The sequence below is a fragment of the Pseudomonas sp. S1_E05 genome (genome assembly GCF_056337105.1).
The window spans coordinates 807,666-828,244 of the sequence record NZ_JBFRHM010000001.1; the positions used below are offsets into that span (position 1 = coordinate 807,666).

32 protein-coding genes and 2 pseudogenes are annotated in these 20,579 nt (G+C 59.7%); 30 read left to right on the forward strand and 4 right to left on the reverse strand.

The features are described 5' to 3' along the window. Positions 1-3: 3 nt before the first annotated feature. A pseudogene (locus AB4N33_RS03755) lies at positions 4-856 on the reverse strand (LexA family transcriptional regulator). 83 nt (positions 857-939) lie between these two features. Between AB4N33_RS03755 and AB4N33_RS03760 the strand changes: the two are divergent. Beyond that, positions 940-1,179: a helix-turn-helix domain-containing protein gene (locus tag AB4N33_RS03760; RefSeq protein WP_476456461.1), complete on the forward strand. Its 240-nt coding sequence runs from the start codon at positions 940-942 to the stop codon at positions 1,177-1,179. Here the strand turns inward: AB4N33_RS03760 and AB4N33_RS03765 are convergent. Then, positions 1,176-1,382, reverse strand: coding sequence for a hypothetical protein (locus AB4N33_RS03765; RefSeq protein WP_123578704.1), 207 nt, complete (start codon positions 1,380-1,382; stop codon positions 1,176-1,178). The two genes, AB4N33_RS03760 and AB4N33_RS03765, sit on opposite strands and share 4 nt — an antisense overlap. 83 nt (positions 1,383-1,465) lie before the next feature. On the opposite strand from AB4N33_RS03765, the gene AB4N33_RS03770 reads away from it, so the two are divergent. The 13 genes and pseudogenes from AB4N33_RS03770 to AB4N33_RS03830 all read left to right on the forward strand — a co-directional run bounded on the left by AB4N33_RS03770 (position 1,466) and on the right by AB4N33_RS03830 (position 8,690). Beyond that, complete coding sequence (locus AB4N33_RS03770; RefSeq protein ID WP_476456462.1) at positions 1,466-1,891, forward strand: phage regulatory CII family protein; 426 nt, start codon at positions 1,466-1,468, stop codon at positions 1,889-1,891. Positions 1,892-2,040: 149 nt separating this feature from the next. Then, on the forward strand, positions 2,041-2,763 hold the full coding sequence (locus AB4N33_RS03775) for a Rha family transcriptional regulator (RefSeq protein WP_476458778.1): 723 nt from the start codon (positions 2,041-2,043) through the stop codon (positions 2,761-2,763). Position 2,764: 1 nt separating this feature from the next. Beyond that, positions 2,765-3,124, forward strand: a pseudogene (locus tag AB4N33_RS03780) (phage replication protein); the annotation flags it as partial. 80 nt (positions 3,125-3,204) lie between these two features. After that, on the forward strand, positions 3,205-3,351 hold the full coding sequence (locus AB4N33_RS03785) for an HNH endonuclease (protein WP_476458779.1): 147 nt from the start codon (positions 3,205-3,207) through the stop codon (positions 3,349-3,351). Further along, on the forward strand, positions 3,348-4,274 hold the full coding sequence (locus tag AB4N33_RS03790) for a helix-turn-helix domain-containing protein (RefSeq protein WP_476456463.1): 927 nt from the start codon (positions 3,348-3,350) through the stop codon (positions 4,272-4,274). The genes AB4N33_RS03785 and AB4N33_RS03790 overlap by 4 nt, the downstream gene beginning before the upstream one ends. Continuing rightward, positions 4,261-5,049: a hypothetical protein gene (locus AB4N33_RS03795; RefSeq protein ID WP_192308422.1), complete on the forward strand. Its 789-nt coding sequence runs from the start codon at positions 4,261-4,263 to the stop codon at positions 5,047-5,049. Before AB4N33_RS03790 ends, AB4N33_RS03795 begins: the two co-directional genes overlap by 14 nt. Beyond that, positions 5,049-5,549: a hypothetical protein gene (locus tag AB4N33_RS03800; RefSeq protein WP_476456464.1), complete on the forward strand. Its 501-nt coding sequence runs from the start codon at positions 5,049-5,051 to the stop codon at positions 5,547-5,549. The genes AB4N33_RS03795 and AB4N33_RS03800 overlap by 1 nt, the downstream gene beginning before the upstream one ends. Next, positions 5,546-5,833, forward strand: a complete 288-nt coding sequence (locus AB4N33_RS03805; RefSeq protein WP_192308424.1) for a hypothetical protein — start codon at positions 5,546-5,548, stop codon at positions 5,831-5,833. The genes AB4N33_RS03800 and AB4N33_RS03805 overlap by 4 nt, the downstream gene beginning before the upstream one ends. Positions 5,834-5,903: 70 nt before the next feature. Further along, complete coding sequence (locus tag AB4N33_RS03810) at positions 5,904-6,374, forward strand: NinB/YbcN family protein (RefSeq protein ID WP_476456465.1); 471 nt, start codon at positions 5,904-5,906, stop codon at positions 6,372-6,374. Continuing rightward, positions 6,371-6,649, forward strand: a complete 279-nt coding sequence (locus AB4N33_RS03815; RefSeq protein WP_476456466.1) for a hypothetical protein — start codon at positions 6,371-6,373, stop codon at positions 6,647-6,649. Before AB4N33_RS03810 ends, AB4N33_RS03815 begins: the two co-directional genes overlap by 4 nt. Then, positions 6,640-7,251 carry a recombination protein NinG gene (locus tag AB4N33_RS03820; protein ID WP_476456467.1) on the forward strand — a complete coding sequence of 204 codons (612 nt, stop codon included), beginning with the start codon at positions 6,640-6,642 and terminating at the stop codon, positions 7,249-7,251. Before AB4N33_RS03815 ends, AB4N33_RS03820 begins: the two co-directional genes overlap by 10 nt. After that, a complete protein-coding gene (locus AB4N33_RS03825; RefSeq protein ID WP_476456468.1) occupies positions 7,248-7,943 on the forward strand; it encodes a hypothetical protein in 696 nt (231 codons plus the stop codon). The genes AB4N33_RS03820 and AB4N33_RS03825 overlap by 4 nt, the downstream gene beginning before the upstream one ends. Before the next feature lie 444 nt (positions 7,944-8,387). Continuing rightward, the gene (locus AB4N33_RS03830; RefSeq protein WP_476456469.1) at positions 8,388-8,690 is read left to right on the forward strand and encodes a hypothetical protein; all 303 of its coding nucleotides are present in this window, start codon (positions 8,388-8,390) and stop codon (positions 8,688-8,690) included. Between the two features lie 86 nt (positions 8,691-8,776). Here the strand turns inward: AB4N33_RS03830 and AB4N33_RS03835 are convergent, their stop codons facing one another. Both AB4N33_RS03835 and AB4N33_RS03840 read right to left on the reverse strand, forming a co-directional pair. After that, positions 8,777-9,016 (reverse strand): hypothetical protein, encoded by a 240-nt coding sequence (locus AB4N33_RS03835; protein ID WP_476456470.1) that lies wholly within the window; start codon positions 9,014-9,016, stop codon positions 8,777-8,779. Further along, positions 8,991-9,269: a DUF6555 family protein gene (locus AB4N33_RS03840; RefSeq protein WP_476456471.1), complete on the reverse strand. Its 279-nt coding sequence runs from the start codon at positions 9,267-9,269 to the stop codon at positions 8,991-8,993. Before AB4N33_RS03840 ends, AB4N33_RS03835 begins: the two co-directional genes overlap by 26 nt. A 207-nt stretch (positions 9,270-9,476) precedes the next feature. Here AB4N33_RS03840 and AB4N33_RS03845 point away from each other — a divergent pair, with 207 nt between their 5' ends. From AB4N33_RS03845 to AB4N33_RS03920, 16 genes are all read left to right on the forward strand, one after another. Further along, positions 9,477-9,812, forward strand: coding sequence for an MFS transporter (locus tag AB4N33_RS03845; RefSeq protein WP_476456472.1), 336 nt, complete (start codon positions 9,477-9,479; stop codon positions 9,810-9,812). Next, the gene (locus AB4N33_RS03850; protein WP_476456473.1) at positions 9,809-10,153 is read left to right on the forward strand and encodes a hypothetical protein; all 345 of its coding nucleotides are present in this window, start codon (positions 9,809-9,811) and stop codon (positions 10,151-10,153) included. The genes AB4N33_RS03845 and AB4N33_RS03850 overlap by 4 nt, the downstream gene beginning before the upstream one ends. A 147-nt stretch (positions 10,154-10,300) precedes the next feature. Beyond that, entirely contained in the window at positions 10,301-10,924 is a 624-nt protein-coding gene (locus AB4N33_RS03855) for a putative metallopeptidase (protein ID WP_476456474.1), read from the forward strand. 32 nt (positions 10,925-10,956) lie between these two features. Then, positions 10,957-11,418 carry a DUF2280 domain-containing protein gene (locus tag AB4N33_RS03860; RefSeq protein ID WP_476456475.1) on the forward strand — a complete coding sequence of 154 codons (462 nt, stop codon included), beginning with the start codon at positions 10,957-10,959 and terminating at the stop codon, positions 11,416-11,418. Then, positions 11,405-12,706 carry a terminase large subunit domain-containing protein gene (locus AB4N33_RS03865; protein WP_476456476.1) on the forward strand — a complete coding sequence of 434 codons (1,302 nt, stop codon included), beginning with the start codon at positions 11,405-11,407 and terminating at the stop codon, positions 12,704-12,706. The genes AB4N33_RS03860 and AB4N33_RS03865 overlap by 14 nt, the downstream gene beginning before the upstream one ends. Continuing rightward, complete coding sequence (locus AB4N33_RS03870) at positions 12,703-14,163, forward strand: DUF4055 domain-containing protein (protein ID WP_476456477.1); 1,461 nt, start codon at positions 12,703-12,705, stop codon at positions 14,161-14,163. Before AB4N33_RS03865 ends, AB4N33_RS03870 begins: the two co-directional genes overlap by 4 nt. Beyond that, positions 14,138-15,226: a minor capsid protein gene (locus AB4N33_RS03875; RefSeq protein WP_476456478.1), complete on the forward strand. Its 1,089-nt coding sequence runs from the start codon at positions 14,138-14,140 to the stop codon at positions 15,224-15,226. Before AB4N33_RS03870 ends, AB4N33_RS03875 begins: the two co-directional genes overlap by 26 nt. Before the next feature lie 89 nt (positions 15,227-15,315). Continuing rightward, on the forward strand, positions 15,316-16,026 hold the full coding sequence (locus AB4N33_RS03880) for a hypothetical protein (RefSeq protein WP_414864890.1): 711 nt from the start codon (positions 15,316-15,318) through the stop codon (positions 16,024-16,026). Positions 16,027-16,037: 11 nt separating this feature from the next. Further along, on the forward strand, positions 16,038-17,006 hold the full coding sequence (locus tag AB4N33_RS03885) for a major capsid protein (RefSeq protein WP_476456479.1): 969 nt from the start codon (positions 16,038-16,040) through the stop codon (positions 17,004-17,006). Positions 17,007-17,055: 49 nt separating this feature from the next. Then, positions 17,056-17,631: a hypothetical protein gene (locus AB4N33_RS03890; RefSeq protein WP_476456480.1), complete on the forward strand. Its 576-nt coding sequence runs from the start codon at positions 17,056-17,058 to the stop codon at positions 17,629-17,631. A 58-nt stretch (positions 17,632-17,689) separates the two neighbouring features. After that, positions 17,690-18,193, forward strand: coding sequence for a DnaT-like ssDNA-binding protein (locus tag AB4N33_RS03895; RefSeq protein WP_476456481.1), 504 nt, complete (start codon positions 17,690-17,692; stop codon positions 18,191-18,193). Positions 18,194-18,230: 37 nt separating this feature from the next. Beyond that, positions 18,231-18,431 carry a hypothetical protein gene (locus AB4N33_RS03900; protein ID WP_414864886.1) on the forward strand — a complete coding sequence of 67 codons (201 nt, stop codon included), beginning with the start codon at positions 18,231-18,233 and terminating at the stop codon, positions 18,429-18,431. A gap of 46 nt (positions 18,432-18,477) precedes the next feature. Continuing rightward, a complete protein-coding gene (locus AB4N33_RS03905) occupies positions 18,478-18,846 on the forward strand; it encodes a hypothetical protein (RefSeq protein WP_476456482.1) in 369 nt (122 codons plus the stop codon). Beyond that, positions 18,843-19,439, forward strand: a complete 597-nt coding sequence (locus AB4N33_RS03910; protein WP_476456483.1) for a hypothetical protein — start codon at positions 18,843-18,845, stop codon at positions 19,437-19,439. Before AB4N33_RS03905 ends, AB4N33_RS03910 begins: the two co-directional genes overlap by 4 nt. Further along, positions 19,436-19,852: a phage tail terminator-like protein gene (locus tag AB4N33_RS03915; RefSeq protein ID WP_476456484.1), complete on the forward strand. Its 417-nt coding sequence runs from the start codon at positions 19,436-19,438 to the stop codon at positions 19,850-19,852. The genes AB4N33_RS03910 and AB4N33_RS03915 overlap by 4 nt, the downstream gene beginning before the upstream one ends. 71 nt (positions 19,853-19,923) lie before the next feature. Then, on the forward strand, positions 19,924-20,571 hold the full coding sequence (locus AB4N33_RS03920) for a phage tail protein (protein ID WP_192308446.1): 648 nt from the start codon (positions 19,924-19,926) through the stop codon (positions 20,569-20,571). The last annotated feature ends 8 nt before the right edge of the window (positions 20,572-20,579 follow it).

The window sequence follows — 20,579 nt, forward strand, 5'->3', positions numbered from 1 at the left end:
GAGCTAGACCAGATTTCCATTCCAGACGAACAGCACGCGCGCCTGGATGTAGGTCTCGTCGATGAAGATGTCCTCGGCCTTATGCTTTCGGTTGTCCGAGATCATCTTGAATTTGTCTTTTCCCTTCATCTGTAGGCGCTTGATGTACTGGAAGCCCTGGTACGAGAAATAATAAATCCCGTCGCCGACGAAATCCTTGATGCTGATGTCCACCAGGCACGGGTCGCCATGCTTGATCGTTGGCGTCATCGACTGTCCCCAGCCAGTGATCACCTTCAAGTGGAAGTGCTCCTTGAACTCCAACTCCCATAGAGCGGAGTTGGGAAGGGCTGACGCGCACGTCCTGCAGCATCTCAGGGAAGTCGTGAGCAACCTCGCCGCCACCAAGCGCGCCGCGTACGTCGTAGTGCGCGATCCACACCTCGTCGCCGACCTTGCCAGGCCGGTAGGCATCGTTCACAAGCACCTCAACAGTACCCTCTGGCTCATTGCCCTCAGCAACGCTCAGCAGCTTCTGGAGGCGGTCTTCGCCCAGTGATTTGCCGGCGAGCATTTGGCGGAGCTTGTCAGCGGCAGTCGAGGATTCACCAATAGCCCGATCGACCAGCAGACCCGGTCCTTCGCCAGAACCATGTTGCAGCCATTCGATCTTGACGCCGAGATTTTCGGCAATCGCCTGCATTTTTGCTGCGCCGGGTATCGACTCCCCATTGAGCCATTTGCTGGCAGCCTTTGGGGTGACTTTCGTCATTTCCGCCAGGCGCGCACCCGCTCCCCATTGATCAATGCCTTTCTCGGCAAGTGATTTTTTGAGGCGGGACGCAAACGCGGCGCGAATCTCTTCTATTTGAACCATAGGTTCAATATCGCACGGCCTTGCATGTACTTTCAGTTCCGACATAATATGTACTGCAAGTTCATCTTTAACCCGGAGGCCACATGAGCCCGCTTAAGAAATCGATTGATGACGCCGGCGGCGTTCCGGTGGTTGCCCTGGCGTGCGGAAAGTCTCCGCGCGCTGTTTATAAGTGGCTGACTGCCGACTGCCTGCCACGTACCGAGTACACCGGTGAGACGCGTTACGCAGAAAGGATCTCTGCGCTGGCAGCAGCGAATGGAAAGCCGTTCGAGGCGTCGTGGCTGCTGCTGGAAGCAAAGCCGAACAAGACCGCCGCTTAACCCCGCTTCGAGCTGAGCGAGATGGTCGCCTGCTCGAAGCCTCGGAGGGCATCCCGGCCCAGCTGGTTACGCAACAGATCGGCCTTCGATTCAAAGGCAGGCCAAAGCCTGAGTTGAGAAGACAAGGGCAGGGTGGATGCCAAGGCAGCCACAAAGCAGCAAAGGGCGGTTATCTCGCCCTGCAGTTCTGAAGAGTCGGTCATGGATGCGTCCCTGATCAGTTGATGAGCAGATTTTCGCCTTGTTGGCATTGCGCCACCACGGAAACAGAAGCGGGGTTTTACGAATGGATAATTTCTTGAGGGCTTGCCAGGCCGCTGTGCTGGACAACGAGGCGAAGGTCTTGGCAGGAAAGATGGGCGTAGCTCACGTCAGCCTTCTGCAGCGCGCCAACCCGGACAACGATGCGCACCACCTCACCATCGAGCACCTGTTCGGGATTCTGCTGCACACCGGCGACATGCGTCCTCTGGCGGCGCTGGCCAATGACTTTGGTTTTGACCTCGTCGCGAAGAATGCTCCAAAGCCCCAGGAACTCACCAAATCCATGATTGGCGTCGGAAAAGAGTTCGCCGACCTGACCATCGCTGTGCACGAAGCCCTTCAAGACGGGCGGGTGTGCCAGTTCGACAAATCGACCATCCGCCGCGAGATCAACCACATCCGGGAAAGCCTGGACGTGATGGATGAGTCGGTGAAGGTCGCCTGCTAAATCCCGGGCACAAAAAAGCCGGGATTGCGCCCCGGCTAATTCATTACCACTTGATGAGGCCGATTATGCAGAGCCAGCCAAATTTCAGCAATCCCCCAACCGATGTCGCGACACGATTTGCAAACTCTGAAAACGTGTCGCGTACCACCATGTCTTCCCGTGAGATCGCTAACGTCACCGGCAAACGCCACGACAACGTGAAGCGGGACATCATTGCAATGCTCAAAGACCTGAAAGTAGATGCACTCAGTTTTGAGGACATCTATCTGGACGGCCGCAACCGCGAACAGGTGCAATACCTGCTCGATCGTGAACACACCGACTGCCTTCTCACGGGCTACAGCGCCCCATTGCGCATGAAGGTGATTCGCCGTTGGCGGGAACTGGAACAGCAGCAGGGCGCCCGCGAACAAGTGCTGCTCAACGGCACCAAGGTTGTCGGCGAGATCGCCATCATGGAGTGCTTCACGCGGCTGCTGAAGCCGGCGGCGTCTTGCCAGATGGCAATGCTCACGAAGATTGCCCAGAACAACGGCCTGGACCCGAGGTTTCTCCCAGGCTACGCCGTCGACGCCGCGCCGGATGCTGCCGGCGGCTCCTCGATGCCCACCAAGTCGGCCACGGCCCTCTTGAAAGACCATGGGATTCGCTACGCGCCGGCGGCGTTCAATCGCGCCCTCGCAGCCAAGGGATTTCTCAAGCAACTGCAGCGCAAAAACTCCAAACAGGAAATGGTCGACTTCTGGTCTGTGACCGAGAAGGGCCTGGCCTACGGCAAAAACCTTACCAGTCCTCAATCTCCACGCGAGACGCAGCCTCACTGGTACGTCGACCGCTTCCTTGAACTGGCCAAATTGGTCGGGAAGGCCTGATATGCAATTCACCGTAACGATCAACCAGGTGAAGGCGCTGGAGTGGGGGCTGAACTCCCAGCAGGCCCTGCTGTTCGCCTTCGTCTATGGCTGCCCAAGCTGGACCAAGCCAGTCAAGACGGACGCTGGGATCTTCTTCGCTCTGAGCAAGGCCAAGATCATTGAGGAGCTGCCTCTTCTCACCGATAAGCCGGACAACGCTTACCGCATGCTGAAGGCCCTGGAAGAGGCTGGTTTGATTGAGCTTCGCCCTGAAGCATTCCGACTCACCGAAAAAGGGTGTGAGTGGAACCCGGACCGTATGGGCCACGTCACCGCGCACCAACCGCCGGTCCTCCCGCCCCGGCGCAGGACGAAAAGAAACCAATCCCTTCTGGCTTGCGTGCTCGGGTATTCGCCCGCGACGGTCACGCGTGTTTGCGCTGTGGCTGCTCGGTGCTGATGCGCTTGAGGGCTGATCACGTCGTACCTGAAAGCCAAGGTGGAGAGGCTTCTTTCGGCAACCTCCAGACCCTTTGCATGTCCTGCAATAGCTGGAAGGGTGTGCGGACGATTGATTTCCGCACGTTAGCCGGAGGTGCAGCATGAGCATGGGCCTTATGGTCGCCGCGATGAAAATTCGCGTCGGCAATCCATTGCGCAAGCTGGTGCTGATCAAGCTGGCTGACAACGCCAGCGACATGGGCGAATGCTGGCCGTCCTATCAGCACATCGCCGACCAGTGCGAAATCAGCAAACGCTCAGTCATGAATCACATCACCGCTTTGTGTGAGGCTGGGCTGCTTCGCAAGGAAACTCGGAAGGGTGGCCCGAAGGGAAACTCGTCGAACGTTTACTTCCTGACATTGGATGGTGGTGCACCTCCTGCACCAGGGGTAGTGCAGCAGATTCACCAGGGTAGTGCAGCTGGTTCACCCCCTAGTGAATCTCCTGCACCAGGGGGTAGTGCAGGAGCTGCACCCAGAACCAGTCACTCTTCTGAACCAGTCAATGAACCGGTCATTGAACCAATTGCGCCCCCGGCTCCCGCCGAGGTCGTGCCGGCTCAGTCTCGCAACCTGGTGCTGGTGGTTGATCGCACCGATGCTCCCCGCGTCGAGATTCCCGCCGACATGCCCGGACCCAAAGACCAGACCTGCAAAACCTTCAAGGTCTGGGCGAACTACGCCATGGCCTACCGCAAACGCTACAGCGCTTGGCCGGTGTGGAACGCCAAAGTCGGCGGGCAGCTCGGCCAGTTGGTCGACCGCCTCGGCGCCGATGTCGCCCATCACGTCGCCGCTCACTTCCTGAAGACCAGCGACGCCGCCGTTCTGCGCAAGTGCCACAGCCTCAACGAGCTGCTGGCCAACGCCGAGAGCTACCACACCCAGTGGGTGACCGGGCAACGCATCAACGGGACAACCGCACGCCAGATGGAGCGGACCGAGGCAAACCACTCCGCAGCGGAGCAGGCCGCCCAGATGGTTCTGGCCAAGCGCCAAGCAGGTGACCGCAATGAATACCTCTGAAATGAACGACCAGCAGGTTGCCGGGCTCGCTGCTGCCATCTGCGCCACCGCCGAGGCCATGGGTCAGGAAATGAACCCAGGCACTGCGGCGATGATGGCCGAGGACCTGTGCTCCTATCCGGTGCCGGTGGTGAAGGCTGCGCTGAAAGCCTGCCGCTTCGAGGTGAAGGGCAAGCTGGCCATGGCCGACATCCTTCAGCGCGTCCAGGTGGCCGACGGTCGCCCGGGCAAGGACGAGGCATGGTCGATTGCTTTGTGCGGACACGACGAAAGCGAAACTGTGGTGCTGACCGCCGAGATCCAGCAAGCCATGACCGCCGCCGCGCCGATCCTTCGGCTGGGTGACAAGGTTGGGGCCCGTATGGCGTTCATGAGTGCTTACGAACGCCTGGTAACTCAGGCTCGCGCCGAGGCGGTTCCGGTGTCTTGGAGTGTTTCGCTTGGCCATGACCCAGTGCGACGAGTGACGGCGATTGAGTCGGCGGTGCGCATGCAGCTGATCACGCAAGAGGCCGGCACCCAGTACTTGGCAGACCTGCGCATCGCGCCAATCACCACCGACGGCCAGGCCATCGCCGGGCTTCTGACCGGTGCGGCCTTCGAGGCTTCGCCACACCTTCGCGAAAAGCTCGCCGAAGTCCGCCGGGTCGTCGATGCAGCCAAAGCCCGACTGGACAGCCAGCGCCTCAAGAAGGCCCAGGCCGGTCGAGTCGATACGTATCTGCGCAAACGCAAAGCCCGGCAGGCCATTGCGCAATTCAGGGAGCGCTTCTGATGACTCCCGCCAAACAAGAAATCCTCATGCAGGGCCAGACCGGCGTAGCGAAGAAGGTCTACGAGTGCGTGCCGATCAATGAGCCTTGGACCTCGTCCCAGGTCATGACGGCCATGCGCAACCTGACCGGAAGCACGCCGGACAACCGGATTGTCTCGGGCTGCTTGGTCAGCCTGGTGGATTCCGGCCTCGTTAAAAAATCAGGGCGCGACCAGTTCCAGCGCATCGCCGTAGACGCAAAGCAGAAGAATCAGGAGTCGAGCATGGCCAAAGCAGAATTGAAACTCGAAGTCGTTTCCGAGAAGAAAGCCCAGGGCACCCCATTGGAGATGTTGAGCGAGTTGGCCGGAGAAATCGCTGGGATGGCCAATAACCTCAAGCGCTTGGCTGGTCGAGTTGAGGATGTCGCACTTGTAGTCGAGCAGGAGCGTGAAGGCAATTCCGAGGCTGTGGGCAAACTGAAGCAACTGCAAGAGCTGCTGAAGGGTATCTCGCAATGACCATCGACAAACAGAAACTCCACAAACTGCTCTGGGCCGAAGCAGCCTCGTACCGCACCGACTGCGCAGACTGGAAGCACAACACCGAGTTGCTGCAGGAATTCCTCGGCGAGAAAACCGTTGAGGAGGTGGCGCTGGAACTGCTGGCAGAGAACCAGGCGCTGATTGGCGGAATGACGAGAATCATGCGCACCACCCATTTGGGTGACCCAGCTTTCTCGATTGCTTGCGAGGTGGTCGGTGAGCTTGGGCACGTCACTGCCACTGCTGGAGGTGCCCGATGACTCTGCCTCCAATTCTGCTGGGGTTCGCCATCGGCCTGATCCCATTTCTCATCGCTGTGGCGGTGCTGCCATGAGCGAGAAGATCAGCGTCAACAGCACCGCCAGGCTTTCCCAGGCGATCACCGCGCTCAGCGCCATGTACCGCGACAAGAAGTTCGTCGTGGTGTCGCTGCGCCCGGGCAAGGACCGCACTCTGGATCAGAATCGCCTGTGGTTCGCGATGTACAAGCGCATCGCCGAGATGACACAGCTCGGTGACGCCGCCGACGCCCGCCAGTACTGCAAGCTGCACATCGGTGTGCAGATCCTGCTGAACGAGGACGCCGGGTTCCAGGCTGAGTGGTACCGCGTCATGCGCCACCTGCCGTACGAGACGAAGCTGTCCATGATGGGCGGGTGCAAGCTCTTCGGACCGGACGGCTTCCCGGTGACCAGCCTGTTCAACCGCGCCCAGGGCATCGCCTACACGGATCGCATCGTCGCGCGCTTCGCTCCACAGGGCGTGTATTTCGATGACCTGCTGAGCCAGGAGGCTGCATGAACCATCAATTCAAGCCGGGCGACCTGGCCCTGGTGATTGCGGGAGGACATTTGGGCGAAGCGGCCGAGATCATCCGCTTCGTGCAGCCGGACGAGGTCGTCGTGTCGCCCACTTCGGGAAAAACATATCAGTTCAGGCCTGCTTCCGGATTGGGTGGGTGGCTGTGCAGTTTCAAGGATTGCCTCGCCATCAAGCACGAAAAGAACCTCATGCCACTGCGCGGCGACTTTGAGCCCGAGCAGCAGAAAGCCAAGGAGGCCGAACCATGCGCGTAGCACTGAAGGAAAGAAAACCGCCCCGGTCGAAGAAATGCCGCGTTGCATCGTGCAGGGCCTCATTCGTCCCGCAGCGCCTTGGCCAAGCAGTGTGCAGCCCGGCCTGCGCAGCGATCGATGCGCCGCGCCACCAGGAGAAAGCCCGGAAAGCCATTTCCCAGCGCGAGCGCCGCGAGATCAAGGTCCGCAAGGATCAACTGAAGAGCAGGGCGGATCACCTCCGCGAAGCCCAGGCCGCGGTGAACGAATTCGTGCGCCTGCGGGACGCGCACCTTCCGTGCATCAGCTGCGACTCGATGCCGAACGACAACGACCTCATGACGGGAAGCCGCTGGGACGCTGGTCATTACCGATCTGTCGGCGCCTGCCCTGAACTGCGCTTCGAGCCGCTGAACATCCACCGCCAGTGTGTGAAGTGCAATCGCAACCTGTCCGGCAACGCAGTCGAGTACCGCATCCGGTTGGTACAGCGCATCGGCGCCGAAACAGTTGCATGGCTCGAAGGGCCTCATGAGCCCCGCAAGTACACCGTCGAAGAAATCAAAACCATCAAGGCCGAATACCGAGCCAAGACCCGCGAACTGAAGAGGGCTGTAGCATGATCTATCCAGGCGTTCTGAACGCAGTTGTCTCCGCCCTCGCGGCCGAGGCCATCGACAACACCAGCAAACAGGCATGGCAGAAGCTGTACAATTCTGCCGACGAGGAGGAGGGCGGCGACCTGGCGACACTGGTCCGTTCCCGTGGCGCCGACACCATCGACCGCACGCAGGTGGACTGCTGGGTGTCCGCCCGGCTGCACAGTGCGCTCGAGCCAAAGCACTGGGATGCGCTTGTGGCGAAGTACAGCACCCACAAGGGGCGCAAGGTGCAAGCCATCTCAGCGTTGCAGGCTCTCATCAACACCCCGGCCCCGAAGCTGTTCCTGTTCAAGGCGACCACTGCCTGGGCTATTCCGCAGCTGAAGGGTGCACGGCCGAAGGTGGCCACGTCCGTATCCGTCGAGATCCCGCTCGATGCGCCGGAGTGGCGCCGTGAAGCAGTGGTGAAGGCTGCGCTGGCAGCAGGCCAAGCCAAGGCGAAGAGGGACGAGTCCCGATCGGCCGATATGATCGTGCTGAAGGACAGCTTCTACGACATGAACACCTGGGATAACGACGGCACCCCGGAGTCGACTCGACGCCGGTGGCGGCAGGATATCGGCAAGGCTGCTGACGTCTTGGTCGACGAGGCTCTCGCGCACGCTGCCGACATTCTGGAGGCGGAAGGTTTGCTGATTGAACAAGCTGCGTGATTGCCTGTTGACATCAGTGAGCAGATGAGCGAAATTAATCCCATCCTGTCATTCCTGCGCGTATCGAGGACTGACAAACGAAACCCGGCCATCGCGCCGGGTTTTTTATTGCCTCGGTTTTACCTGTAGCCAGGACAGCCCTCGGGACGGCCTGGACGTCGATAGCCGGATAGTGCGACGTACGGAATCAACACCGGCAGCCCGCGCACCCTGTTCCATCACACGCTTGCAGGGTGGCGCGAGACTGGATCAGCGAGATCGATGCAAAGGGCGTCGACGTTGAGAAGGCCTTTGGCCGACAGCTCGGAAAGACGAGCGCACCTATTCAGGGCCTCTGCACTTGCAGAGGCTTTTTAGGGCCGCTCGTCGAAGAGATTGCACTCCGTGTTTTCGAAACTTCTCTCAGTAGTAAGCGCAGCCCTGCGCGTCTGACAGGAGAGCATCATGATTGAAGACAACAACGGCCCTGAAGCGCCATATCCGGGACCAAGCGAGCAAGCGCCTGACGCTGGCGGAAGTCATGACTCAGGCCTAGAGAAGGCTGAATCTGAGCCGAAGCAAGGTACTGACGAACGACCAGAAGATTGGAACCCACCGCCCGGAAACCCTGGCTCTGATCAAGACGCCCAGACAGGGCGCGGTAATGGCGGTGCGGCTCTTAATGATGATTCGAACTTTGTCGACCAGAGCGATGATTTGAAGGAGCCGCGCGACGTTCCGGCGTCCGATCCTGAATCCGGCGCGTGAAATAGAATTTCCCATTGCCCGCTCCGTGCGGGCTTTTTTATGCGACAAATTGCGCAAGCCCCGCATATCGCGGGGCTTCGGAGCAATCAATTCCTCATCGCGCGCTTAATTCGCATCCAGTCCTGATAAGCGGCCGTTCGTTTTGCATCTGCAATAGCTTTTGCTTCAGAGAAGCGGGTCCAGGCTTCAGCACTTCCTCGGTCGTACTGAATGATCCTGTAAGCGGCTTCATCGAGCGCGTCTGCTTGACGAAAAAGCTCAGTGTTGGCGGCTATTTCGTCGTCCCAAAAACGCTCATCTCTAAAACCCAGAATGCTCTCGGTCATTGGAGTGCTCCTCGTCCCAAGCGAGGGCTTGTGACTCTCGCCACTGGACATCTGTAACGCCAAACCTTTCCGCCATGGGTTTAGAAAAACGTTTAAGCGGCGGCCGGCCTGGCTTAGGTATTGGAACGAGGCCTGCGTCGCAGCTCGCCCACTGCCACGCTTCCGTGTTGTTCATCAGCTTCGTTCGAATGATGAATGACTTCGGCTTCCCGTGAAGTCTGTATTCAATTACGAAAAGATCTATCGGTTTCATGAGTCCTCCTATTGCTCATGAAGTAAAGATTTTTGTGTACCGGAAAAATTCAAAGAATTGTCCGACAATCCTTAACGGACTGTTTTTCATCAATTTCTGGCCTCAGCATCCGCTGGGGCTTTTCGTTTTCGGCTCCCACACCCATTGCTCCGAGCTGGGAGTGCAGCGGACGCCGACCTATTCACATGCACCCACGGAGTCGAGCGCATGGAGTTATTGCAGCGCCTGCTCGACAAGATCGACAGGTTTGAATTGCTGATCGCAGGACTGGTTGGCGCCGTGATCGCCAGCTGGTGGCATAAGGACGACCTGAACGACTGGCGTGCCTGGATGATCTTCCTCATCACCGGCATGGCCTGCTCGATCTACCTTACGAGCATGGTCAGCACCTATCTGGGCGTGACCGAGCCGAAGATCGTCGCCGGCATCGGCTTCCTGCTGGGTGCCTTCGGCGGTTCGCTCCTGGCGGCCATCAATCGAGCCATCAAATCCGCTGATCTCTGGGCGCTCATTCGCCAGCGGTTCGGGGGAGGCAACCCATGAATCTTGAACTGATCAACTCCATCGCCTGCGGCCTTATCGCGCTGTGGGCAGCATGGTGCGTACTGAGCGGGAAGGTGAGGGACGGCATTCTCGGAAAGCTGATCTACTCGGCGATCGCCATCAGTGGCTTCGTTGTGATGGCTCGCAATCAGAGCTTCTTCTTCGGGCCAAGCTCTGCCGGGGTAACACTGCACGTATCGCTGGCTCTGGCCGGTGCGCGTCACATCTTCATGGTCATCTGGTGGCAGCAGGTCAAGGCCTGGCTCTGCCGCGCGCTCAACTGTGAGCACTGCATGGGGTGCCCGAAGGCTCCGGAAGGCATCGAGAGCAGAAAATCGTAAGTCGCGACACGTTTCGCGGATAACCAAAACGTGTCGCGACACGCGACGAGGAACACCGCCATGGACCATATCGGGATGTGGGTCGCTCTTGTGTTCGTTCTCGGGCTGGCGATGGGTAGCAAGATGGCGGGTGGGTGGTAACTGATCATGGATAGGCCATACCCGCCAGCTTCTTTGCTCGATCTGTCTGATCTATCCGACTTCGGTATCCGGCTCACGCCAGCGCCTGAAGTGTGGGAGTGGCTCCAAGCCGAGATACTCGCCGACACCGGCAGCATTCACAACGAAGACCACGCACACCTGATCGACGCTGACGTACGGGTCATGTGGGCGTCGTCATGCTTCGAGAAGCAGGGTCGGACGGTGCTTGGTCAAGCTGAGCAGGTAGCGTTCCGCGCTGGTGGTTGGCAGAAGGCCCGGATGGAACAACAGATGCGCGATTGGTTCGGCGAGGTGCCGGCCTTCATCATCACGCTGGCCGCCGATTACTGCGCTCAGTGCAGCGACCTCGAGTTCTGCGCACTGATCGAACACGAGCTGTATCACCTGGCTCACGCCACCGACAAGTACGGTCAGCCGGCATTCACCCAGGACGGCGCACCGAAGATCAAGCTGCAGGGCCACGACGTGGAAGAGTTTGTCGGAGTGGTCCGCCGCTATGGTGCGAGCCCTGACGTCCAGTTGATGGTGGATGCAGCAAACAAGCCCGCCGAGGTGGGGAAATTGAACATTGCGAGGGCCTGCGGAACCTGTCTGCTCAAGTTGGCCTGAATGTGAGACAGGCATGAGACGGAATTCAATCTATGGCAGCCCTGAAAAACGATGTGAAAGCCTTCATCGTTCAGGCTTTGGCGTGCTTCGACACTCCGACCCAAGTCTCACAAACGGTGAAGCAGGAATTTGATATCGATGTGACCCGGCAGCAGGTGGAGCAGCACGACCCAACCAAGCGCGCCGGGGTGAACCTTGCTGCCAAGTGGGTGACGCTGTTTCACGACACACGAAAGCGCTTCCGCGAAGAAACCGCAGAGATACCAATTGCCAATCGCGCTGTTCGCCTGCGCACCATGAATCGATTTGTGGAGCGGGCCGAGACGATGAAGAACATCGGCCTGGCCATGCAGATCCTCGAGCAGGCCGCGAAGGAAGTCGGCGACGTCTATGTCAATCGCCACCGGAAGGATGAGCCAGACGATGAGCCGGCAATCCCGACGCGCATCCAGGTCGACGTAGTGGATGCGAGGAAGCCGAATGCCGAGCCTTAATGTTCCGCAGTCGCAATTCCTCCTGTTGCCCCACAAGTTTCGCGCCTTCGTTGCTGGCTTCGGCTCCGGAAAGACCTGGGTCGGCTGCTCGGCGCTCAGCAAGCACTTCATGGAGTGGCCGGGCGTCAACGCTGGTTACTTCGCACCGACTTACCCGCAAATCCGAGACATCTTCTATCCCACGATGGAGGAGGTTGCATACGACTGGGGGCTGAAGACCAAGATCAACCAGGCGAACCATGAGGTTCACATTTACAGCGGCCGGCAGTATCGCGGCACTGTGATTTGCCGGTCGATGGAGAAGCCGCAGACCATCGTCGGCTTCAAGATCGGTCACGCCCTGGTGGATGAGCTGGACGTGCTGACGTCGATCAAGGCTCAGCAAGCCTGGCGCAAGATCATTGCTCGGATGCGTTACAACCTGCCGGGCTTGAAGAACGGCGTGGACGTGACCACGACGCCGGAAGGCTTCAAGTTCGTCTTTCTCCAGTTCGTGAAGCAGTTGCGCGACAAGCCGGCGCTGAAGGACATGTATGGGCTGATTCAGGCCAGCACCTTCGACAACGAACTGAACCTGCCCGACGACTACATCGCCTCGCTGATGGAGTCATACCCCGAGCAACTAATCCGTGCGTACCTGAACGGCCAGTTCGTCAACCTGACTTCCGGATCGATCTATCACGCGTACGACCGCAAGCTGAACCAGTGTTTCGATACTGTGCAGGCGGGCGAGCCGCTGTTCATCGGCATGGACTTCAACGTTGGCAAGATGGCGGCGATCACCCACGTCAAACGTGACCAGGGCCTGCCGCGTGCCGTTGATGAGTTGATGGATGGCTACGACACGCCTGACATGATCCGCCGCATCAAGGAGCGGTACTGGGAACACACCGGCAACGATTTCAGGAAAACTTGTGAGATCCGGATTTACCCAGACGCCTCCGGGGATTCGCGCAAGTCGGTCAATGCCAGCGTCACCGATATAGCCATGCTCAAGCAGGCAGGCTTCACGGTCATTGCGCCGGCGGCCAACCCACCGGTGAAGGATCGAATCAACGCCATGAACGCCATGTTCTGCAACGCGCAGGGCGAGCGACGTTACCTAGTCAACCCGTTCACCTGCCCGACATACGCCGACGGGCTGGAGCAACAGATCTGGGCACCCAACGGGGAGCCAGACAAGAGCCAGGGCAACGACCACGCCAACGACGGCGGCGGTTACTTCATTCACCGCGAGTACCCGATCGTTAAACCGGTCACCTCAATGAAAATGGGAGTCGCCCGATGACGGACGTCACTTTTACCCGTCCCGAGTACAAGGCGGCGCGATACCGCTGGCGCTTGGTGCGTGACGTCTGCAAAGGATCGGAAACCGTAAAGGCTGCTGGTGATTATTACCTGCCACGGCCAAACGCAGCTGACACCAGCGAAGACAATAAGGCTCGTTACGATGCGTACAAGAAGCGAGCGGTCTTCTACAACGCCACGGGGCGAACGAAACACAGTTTGGTCGGTGCGGTGTTCCGTACCTGGCCAACGCTAACTGTCCCAGGCGCTCTCGGCTACGTGTCGAAGGATATTGACGGGCAGGGCGTGAGCATCTACCAGCAGTCGCAGTCGGTTATCGGGCATTTGCTCGAGGTTGGTCGTCACGGGCTGCTGGTGGACTACGCAGCCGTCGAAGCAGGCACGGTGAGCAAGGCGGACGAGCGGGCTGGACGTGCCAGGGCGAACGTTGGCAGCTATCCGGCTGAGGCCATCATCAACTGGAAGACACGCCAAGTCGGTGGGCAGCACCTGCTGAGTCTCGTCGTTCTGCGTGAGACGGTCGATACCGACACTGACGACGGCTTCGGTAGTGAGCAGGTGGTCCAATACCGTGTGCTTCGCCTGGATGATGCCGGTGTGTATACGCAAGAAGTGTGGGAAGAGGGCTCAAGCCAGACGGCAATGATCATCGCGCCTTTCACGCCACTGAATGGCATCGGCCAACCGTGGCGCGTAATCCCCTTCCAGTTCCTGGGCAGCGAGAACAACGACACAACAATCGACGATTCGCCCCTTTACGACATGGCGGAAGTCAATGTGGGCCACTACCGCAACAGCGCTGACTACGAAGAGGCAGCCTACCTAGTGGGCCAGCCTCAGCCGTGGATGGCGGGGCTCGATGAGCAATGGCGCGACAACATGGAGAAGAACGGCATCTTCCTCGGCTCCCGCGCACCGTGGCTATTGCCTGTCAGTGGTACTTGCGGGGTATGGCAGGCTCAGCCTAACACGGTGGCCAAAGAGGCCATGGACTCCAAGAAAGAGGACATGGTTTCTCTCGGCGCCCGGTTGATCGAGCGGGGCAGCGCGGTGAAGACCGCGACCCAAGCCGACAACGACAGCGCCGCCGAACACAGCGTCTTGTCGTTGGTGGTCAGCAACGTCAGCGAGGCCTACAGCCAGTGCCTGGTCTGGATGGCCGAGTTCGTGAATGCCCAGGGCGAAGCGCTCTACAAGCTCAATCAGGACTTCAGCCAAATCACCCTGGACGCAACGATCCTGGCAGCGCTGTTCAATGCGGTGCAGGGCGGCAAGCTGCCAGAGGGCGACTTCTGGCAGTACCTGCGCGATCGCGGCGTTATCAACCCAGAGAAAACGGACGACGACATCCGGGGCGAATTGGAAGCGCAAAGCACTGGGCCTGATCTGGATGACGACGAGGTAATCCCGAATGGCGGCAAACCAAGCAATCCTTGACGCCACCATCCGTCACGCCGTCTTCCTGGAGCAGCTGAAGTCGGGGGAGGTTGCGAAGTTCGCTCCCTTCCTGAAGGAAATTGACCGTTCGATCCGCGAGCGACTGACCCGGGCAGACCTGACGGATTACACCGTCGCGCGGCTGGAGCGACTGCTGAGCGAGGTTGATAGCCTGCTGCTGGGCATCTTCGACCGCTATAGCGAAAAGCTGAACCTCGACCTGGTGGACATCGCCAACTACGAGGCCGAGTTTGAGGCGACCAGTCTGACCCGGGCGGCGCCGGTGGGCGTCACCTTCGATGCAGCAGTGCCAGGTGCTGCAGCAATCAGGGCGGCGATCCTCACCAATCCGCTCAGCGTGCGCGGTGCCGACGGCGGGAAGCTGCTCAAGTCGTTCATTGATGGTTTCACCGCCACGGAGCGGCAACGCCTCACAGGTGCGATCAGGCAGGGCTTCTTCGAAGGCCAAACCAACTTCCAGATCATCAAGAATATTCGCGGCACCAAGGCCCTCCAGTACAACGACGGCATCCTGGCGACGACCAACCGCAACGCCGGCGCCATCGTGCGGACGGCAGTGCAGCACGTCGCCACTCAGGCGCGCATGGAGACGCTGAAGGAAAACAGTGACGTCGTGCAGTCGGTGGAGTGGGTCAGCACCCTGGACTCCAAGACCACAAGCCAGTGCAGGACGCTCGATAAGCGCAGGTTCAAGCTGACTGAGGGGCCGAGGCCACCGATCCACATCAACTGCCGCTCGACGGTGGTGGCTGTGACGCGCTTCAGCGCCTTGTTCGCCAAGGATGCCACGCGCGCATCCATCGGTGATGGGGGAGCCCAGCAGGTGAGGGCAGACCTCAGCTATTACGACTGGCTCCAGCAGCAGCCAGCAGCGTTTCAGGACAAGGCCATCGGCCCGGTCCGCGCCAAGCTGTTCCGCGAAGGTGGCCTGACGATCGAGCGATTCTTCGAACTGCAGCTTGATCGTAACTTTGCGCCGCTGACGCTGAAGGAGATGAAGGCCTTGGAGCCGTTGGCGTTCGAGCGGGCGGGCATTCAGTAAGCGAAAACGATTCACACAGGCCTCGTCAATGACGGGGCTTTTTCATATCTGCGGGCAGGGCCTGCAAATCGTCTCTGGGAGACAAGCAAATGGGTTTGAAATATCAGCTGGACACTCTTGACGGTCTCGATGACTCCGTTAAATCGCTCTACACCGAGAAGGAAGGCAAGTTTGTCCTCGGTATCGAAGGCCTGCCGCAGCCAGAAGACGTATCCGGCCTGAAATCCAAAGTCCAGGAGCTTCTGGACGAGAAGAAGGCCGCGGATAAGGCACGCAAGGATGCTGAAGAGCAGGCCCGCCTTGATCGCGAAGAAGCCGCTCGCAAGTCCGGCAACGTCGAAGAGCTCGAACGATCCTGGACTGAAAAATACAACCGCCGCGAAGCTGAGCTGAACGGCATGCTGGAGCAGGAGCGTGGAACGCTGGGCGGACAGATCCGGGATCTGACCGTCGGCCGTACCGCTACTGATATCGCGTCTGCCCTGGCAATTCCAGGCAGCGCCAAAGCCCTGTTGCCGCACATCGAACGCCGCCTGGGCGTCGAGCAGCGCGACGGGAAGCCTGTTGTGGTCGTCCTCGATCCGCAGGGCAAGCTCTCGGCGGCAACGCTGGATGAGCTGAAAGCAGAATTCGCAAATGACGTGGCGTTCGCGCCGCTCATTGCAGGTAGCAAGGCATCGGGCGGCGGGGCCGGCGGTGCAGGTGGTGGGGGCGGGGCCCCGAAAGGAAACATCGGCGGCACCAAGACGGAACGTACGGCGGCGATCGCCAGCCGGTTCCCAGATCTCCCTCAATCGTAAGGAAATAATCCATGTCCCTGTCGCAAATGCAGGTTTTCAACGAATACATCATGCCGGCGACTCTCGAGACGCTGGATCAGTATCTCGCCGCTTTCAACGCCGCAAGCCGCGGTGCAATCGTGCTGTCCCCGGACGGCTTCACGGGCGATTTTCTTCAAGAGTCGTTCTTCCAGACTCTGGCCGCTGCCCAGCGCCGCGTGGATCGCTACAGCGCGAACGCTACTGTCGCTGCAACCGATCTGACTGAACTGAAGAACACTTCGGTGAAGGTAGCCGGCGGCTTCGGTCCGATCCGCTACGAGCCGTCGCAAATGACCTGGCTGGAGCGCCCAACCGCGCAAGGCATCGAGGTCGCCAGCCGCGCGTTCGCTGAAATCCTGCTGAAGGATCAGCTGAACACCGCGATCGCTGCCCTGGTTGCTGCAATCACCGCCCAGGCCACCGCGGTCAACGATGTGTCGGCTACCGCTGGCATCACCTACGCGGGCCTGAACAACGCCCATGCGAAGTTCGGCGATGCGAGCCAGAACCTGGTAACCCAGGTGATGCAGGGCACCAGCTACCACAAGTTGGTCGGCCAGAACCTGGCAAACCAGAACCAGCTGTTCCAGGCCGGTAACGTCCGCGTGATCGACATTCTGGGCAAGATCTCCGTTGTGACGGATGCCCCGGCGCTGATGCAGGCCGGCACCCCGAACAAGGAAATCATCCTGTCCCTGGTGCAAGGTGCTGCGCTGGTTCACGACGGCCGCGACATCATCAGCAACGTCCAGACCACCAACGGCAAGGAGCGTATCGAAACCACACTCCAGACCGACTACACCTTCGGCCTGGGCCTGAAGGGCTACACCTGGGACACCACCGCCGGCGGCAAGTCTCCAACCGACGCCGAACTGGCGACCGGTACCAACTGGGACAAGACCGCAACCAGCATCAAGCACACTGCCGGTGTGGCTCTGATCGGTGACGCCTCCAAGTAACCCTGAAAGCTGAGTCGGGCCTAGCGCCCGGCTTGGCGAGGACATGATCATGAGCAACAAGAGCATCTGGTATCTGCCTGGTCCATTCCACCAGTACCAGGAAGACGTGAAGGCACTCGCCAAAGCAAGCGGCCTGCGCATCGTCGACGCAAGCGTTACCGAAAGTCGTGAAGATGCCGCCGACGATGTGCCGGAAGTGACGATCAAGGAGCGGCCGACGGTACTGCTGATCGATGGCGGAAACTCCAGCATCAATATCGACGCCTTCCGTGCCGAACTCGAATCTGTCGGCATGATCGTCGAGTCATTCGCTGATCAGGCGCTTGTGCGCCCCGAAGGCGATCTTGGCCCAATCGCTGATCGCCTGTTTCAGGTGTTCGAAGCGGTAAACGCCGGCGTGGAAAGCCTCATCCGCGAGCGTGACGGTGAAGTCGAGAAGGTGAAAGCTCTGCAACTGCAGGTAGACGATCTTCACCAGCGGGCCGACAAAGCCGGTCAGGTGGATACCGAAGCGAAGGAAATCGCCGACCTGAAGGCCAAGCTCGACGAAGCGAAGGTGCCATACCGGGCCAACGCCTCGAAAGAATCCTTGGAAAAGCTCGTCGCTGATCTGCCCAAGGCGTGATAATGCTGGCTGCCGGTGACCCGGTGGCCGATCTCAAACCATTCCAGCGAGTTGACGCATGACACTCATCATCGAGGACGGCACCGGCAAGCCTGACGCCGAAAGCTACGCGAGTGCCGAGGACCTGGCCTTGTATGCAGTGAAATTCGGCACGGTCATCCCCGCAGGTGTTCCCGAGCAGGAAGCTTTGCTGCGCCGGGCTGCCTTGGCGATGGATGGCAAGACCTGGAAAGGCCGCAAGATGAGCAGCGAGCAAGCCCTGTCCTGGCCGCGTCGGGGTGTTGAGCTGGACTGCCAGATCAAACCAGACAACTACCTGCCGGCGCGGATCCAGTACGGACAGATGGCCTTGGCCGCCGAGATCCATCAGGACGACATCGACCCGGTGGAGAAGCGGAAGGGTGCGATTACGCGCGAGCGTGTGGAAGGCGCTGTCGATCGCGAGTACGCGACGATCCCGAACACCAGCGGCCGACTGCTGCCGGCGTCGCCTGATCGACCGAGCGCTACCCAATTTGCTGACTACCTACAGAAGCGCGGACTGTTCGCAGTTCGAGCGTAATGTTAGGTTTGCCGTTTCAACACAGAGGACGGTAGGCATGACAGGGATTGAAGAGCAGCAGTACAGCGATGATGAGTGGTTCAAGGAGGAGCGGTTGGCGTGGGACCGATATGCGGCTGCCTTTGCCGCCGGTACAGCGAGTGGCTGGAGTGGTGACAGGCAGGCGGAGTTCGTTGCGCGGTTTTCTGCGGACTTTGCAGACAAGATGATTGAAGAGCGACGGAAACGCTTCGAATAATAAAAGGCCCAGCCATAGTGCTGGGCTTCTCACATCTGGAGCCCTCATGGCCTTCTACGACGAAATGGCCGTGATGGCTCTGGAGATGATCACAGAGTTCGGCCAGCCGGTGACCATCCGCGCAACGACTGCCGGCGAATACGACCCGGAAACCGGATCAGCACCGCCCGACAGCACCAAAGAGCAAACCGCCCAAGGCATCCTGCTCGATTTCAGCGGGCAAGAATTCCAGAACAACAGCCTCATCAAGCAGGGCGACAAGAAGCTCAAGATTGCCGCGAAGGGGCTGGAATGGGCACCGGACTTGCTGAATAAGGTCATCATCCAGGGTCGCACCTGGTCAATCGTCCCTCCGCTGAAAGAGATCAATCCCGCTGGCACGCCGATTCTGTACGAACTGCAGGTGAGATCGTGAGTCGCGCGGGCGCCGGCCAGTCCGGCAGCTTCGCGCTGAGTCTTGCGGAGTTCGCCGCCCAGGCGACGGAGGCCATCGACGCCAGCCTACGGGAAATCATCATAGAGGTCGGCAGTAGCGTCATCCGCATGTCGCCCGTGGGTAACCCTGAAATATGGGCGCAGAACGCGGTGGCCAGCCAGTACAACAAGGCTGTTGACGACCACAACAGCGACCTGCGCAGCGACCCTGCCAATCTCACGAAAGCCGGCCGGCTGAAGCCCGGGCGCAAACTCAACGACGGAATGGACATCGTCGCGCCTGAAGGCTACGTAGGTGGGCGATTTCGCGCCAACTGGCACCTTTCGATCGATGTCGTGGAAAACGTCACTTTCGACGAGGTTGACCCGAGTGGCCAAGAGACGATTGCTGCCCTTGTTTCAGCAGTCAGCGACTTCACAGCCGGCCAAACGGCTTACCTCATAAACAACCTGCCGTACGCGATTCCGTTGGAGTTCGGTCATTCTACCCAGGCGCCCGGCGGCATGGTTCGCATCACCGTGGCCCGCTTCCAGCAGATCGTGCAGGAGGCCATCAGGAACAACCAGGTATGAGCCACAACATCATCGCTACGATCTACGAGGCCAGGCTGATCGCCTGGGCGAAAGCCTTGCCGGTACCGCTGAAAGTGGTGGTCGAAAATGAGGCCTACGCACCGAAGGACGGGGAAACCTACCTGAAGGCCTACACGCTGCCAGCCGACACCGCGAGCAACACGCTTGCCGGCGACCACAGGCTGTACACCGGCGTGTTCCAGGTCAGCATTGTGATGCCGTCCGGCAAGTACCGCGGGGTGGCAGGTGCGCTGGCAGACCAGATCGCCGCTTTGTTCCCACTGTATGAGCGCAACACGAAAGGAGCGTTGACCGCGGTGACCATGAGCCCGGTTGACCCCGGGCCTGGTATATCGGAAGACGCCACCTACACGGTACCGGTCTCGTTCTTGTACCGCGCCGACACCAACTGATTTAGCCCGTTGGGCGAACCCCAGAACCCGCCATTGAGCGGGTTCTGTCATTTCTGCAAAGAGGAAACCCCATGAGTGTCAAAATTCCCAACGGCACCACATTCGAGATCGCGGCAACCCTGAGCGCTCCGAAAGCATTCACCGCGATCAGCAATGCCAAGCCGGCGGTGCTCACTGCGGCGGCCCACGGCCTGACTGATGGCGACGTGATCGTGATCGATTCTGCCTGGGCGAAGCTGAATGGCAGACCTGCCCGCGTTATTGATTCGGATACTGGTGAGTTCTCCGCTGAGGGCGTGGACACCACCAGTGTGAAGAGTTACCCGGTGGGGTCTGGCGCGGGCACTGTTCGGGAGGCCACTGGCTGGACGCAGATCTCCCAAATCACCGAGCCAACCGCAAACGGCGGCGAGCAGCAGTTCCTGACTTACGGCTTCCTTGAAGACGACGATGACCGTCAGCTGCCAACGAACAAGTCGGCCAGCAGCATGACGCTGCCGGTGGCCGATGATCCCGCCCAGGCCTATGTTTCGATTGTCGAAGCGGCAGACGAGGACAAGGAGCCCCGCCTGATCCGCGCAAATCTGCCGGGCGGCGCGACCATCTATTACTACGCCTATGTGTCGATCACCGCGACCCCGACACTGAGCCGTAACAACATCATGACGCGGACCATCACCTTGTCGTTCGCCTCCCGCCCAACTCGTTACAACGCCTAAGGGGTTCC

Coding starts and splice junctions, on each gene's coding strand:
- AB4N33_RS03760 (WP_476456461.1), top strand. CDS start 940: ATGAGCCCGCTTAAGAAATCGATTGATGACGCCGGCGGCGTTCCGGTG.
- AB4N33_RS03765 (WP_123578704.1), bottom strand. CDS start 1,382: ATGACCGACTCTTCAGAACTGCAGGGCGAGATAACCGCCCTTTGCTGC.
- AB4N33_RS03770 (WP_476456462.1), top strand. CDS start 1,466: ATGGATAATTTCTTGAGGGCTTGCCAGGCCGCTGTGCTGGACAACGAG.
- AB4N33_RS03775 (WP_476458778.1), top strand. CDS start 2,041: ATGTCTTCCCGTGAGATCGCTAACGTCACCGGCAAACGCCACGACAAC.
- AB4N33_RS03785 (WP_476458779.1), top strand. CDS start 3,205: ATGCGCTTGAGGGCTGATCACGTCGTACCTGAAAGCCAAGGTGGAGAG.
- AB4N33_RS03790 (WP_476456463.1), top strand. CDS start 3,348: ATGAGCATGGGCCTTATGGTCGCCGCGATGAAAATTCGCGTCGGCAAT.
- AB4N33_RS03795 (WP_192308422.1), top strand. CDS start 4,261: ATGAATACCTCTGAAATGAACGACCAGCAGGTTGCCGGGCTCGCTGCT.
- AB4N33_RS03800 (WP_476456464.1), top strand. CDS start 5,049: ATGACTCCCGCCAAACAAGAAATCCTCATGCAGGGCCAGACCGGCGTA.
- AB4N33_RS03805 (WP_192308424.1), top strand. CDS start 5,546: ATGACCATCGACAAACAGAAACTCCACAAACTGCTCTGGGCCGAAGCA.
- AB4N33_RS03810 (WP_476456465.1), top strand. CDS start 5,904: ATGAGCGAGAAGATCAGCGTCAACAGCACCGCCAGGCTTTCCCAGGCG.
- AB4N33_RS03815 (WP_476456466.1), top strand. CDS start 6,371: ATGAACCATCAATTCAAGCCGGGCGACCTGGCCCTGGTGATTGCGGGA.
- AB4N33_RS03820 (WP_476456467.1), top strand. CDS start 6,640: ATGCGCGTAGCACTGAAGGAAAGAAAACCGCCCCGGTCGAAGAAATGC.
- AB4N33_RS03825 (WP_476456468.1), top strand. CDS start 7,248: ATGATCTATCCAGGCGTTCTGAACGCAGTTGTCTCCGCCCTCGCGGCC.
- AB4N33_RS03830 (WP_476456469.1), top strand. CDS start 8,388: ATGATTGAAGACAACAACGGCCCTGAAGCGCCATATCCGGGACCAAGC.
- AB4N33_RS03835 (WP_476456470.1), bottom strand. CDS start 9,016: ATGACCGAGAGCATTCTGGGTTTTAGAGATGAGCGTTTTTGGGACGAC.
- AB4N33_RS03840 (WP_476456471.1), bottom strand. CDS start 9,269: ATGAAACCGATAGATCTTTTCGTAATTGAATACAGACTTCACGGGAAG.
- AB4N33_RS03845 (WP_476456472.1), top strand. CDS start 9,477: ATGGAGTTATTGCAGCGCCTGCTCGACAAGATCGACAGGTTTGAATTG.
- AB4N33_RS03850 (WP_476456473.1), top strand. CDS start 9,809: ATGAATCTTGAACTGATCAACTCCATCGCCTGCGGCCTTATCGCGCTG.
- AB4N33_RS03855 (WP_476456474.1), top strand. CDS start 10,301: ATGGATAGGCCATACCCGCCAGCTTCTTTGCTCGATCTGTCTGATCTA.
- AB4N33_RS03860 (WP_476456475.1), top strand. CDS start 10,957: ATGGCAGCCCTGAAAAACGATGTGAAAGCCTTCATCGTTCAGGCTTTG.
- AB4N33_RS03865 (WP_476456476.1), top strand. CDS start 11,405: ATGCCGAGCCTTAATGTTCCGCAGTCGCAATTCCTCCTGTTGCCCCAC.
- AB4N33_RS03870 (WP_476456477.1), top strand. CDS start 12,703: ATGACGGACGTCACTTTTACCCGTCCCGAGTACAAGGCGGCGCGATAC.
- AB4N33_RS03875 (WP_476456478.1), top strand. CDS start 14,138: ATGGCGGCAAACCAAGCAATCCTTGACGCCACCATCCGTCACGCCGTC.
- AB4N33_RS03880 (WP_414864890.1), top strand. CDS start 15,316: ATGGGTTTGAAATATCAGCTGGACACTCTTGACGGTCTCGATGACTCC.
- AB4N33_RS03885 (WP_476456479.1), top strand. CDS start 16,038: ATGTCCCTGTCGCAAATGCAGGTTTTCAACGAATACATCATGCCGGCG.
- AB4N33_RS03890 (WP_476456480.1), top strand. CDS start 17,056: ATGAGCAACAAGAGCATCTGGTATCTGCCTGGTCCATTCCACCAGTAC.
- AB4N33_RS03895 (WP_476456481.1), top strand. CDS start 17,690: ATGACACTCATCATCGAGGACGGCACCGGCAAGCCTGACGCCGAAAGC.
- AB4N33_RS03900 (WP_414864886.1), top strand. CDS start 18,231: ATGACAGGGATTGAAGAGCAGCAGTACAGCGATGATGAGTGGTTCAAG.
- AB4N33_RS03905 (WP_476456482.1), top strand. CDS start 18,478: ATGGCCTTCTACGACGAAATGGCCGTGATGGCTCTGGAGATGATCACA.
- AB4N33_RS03915 (WP_476456484.1), top strand. CDS start 19,436: ATGAGCCACAACATCATCGCTACGATCTACGAGGCCAGGCTGATCGCC.
- AB4N33_RS03920 (WP_192308446.1), top strand. CDS start 19,924: ATGAGTGTCAAAATTCCCAACGGCACCACATTCGAGATCGCGGCAACC.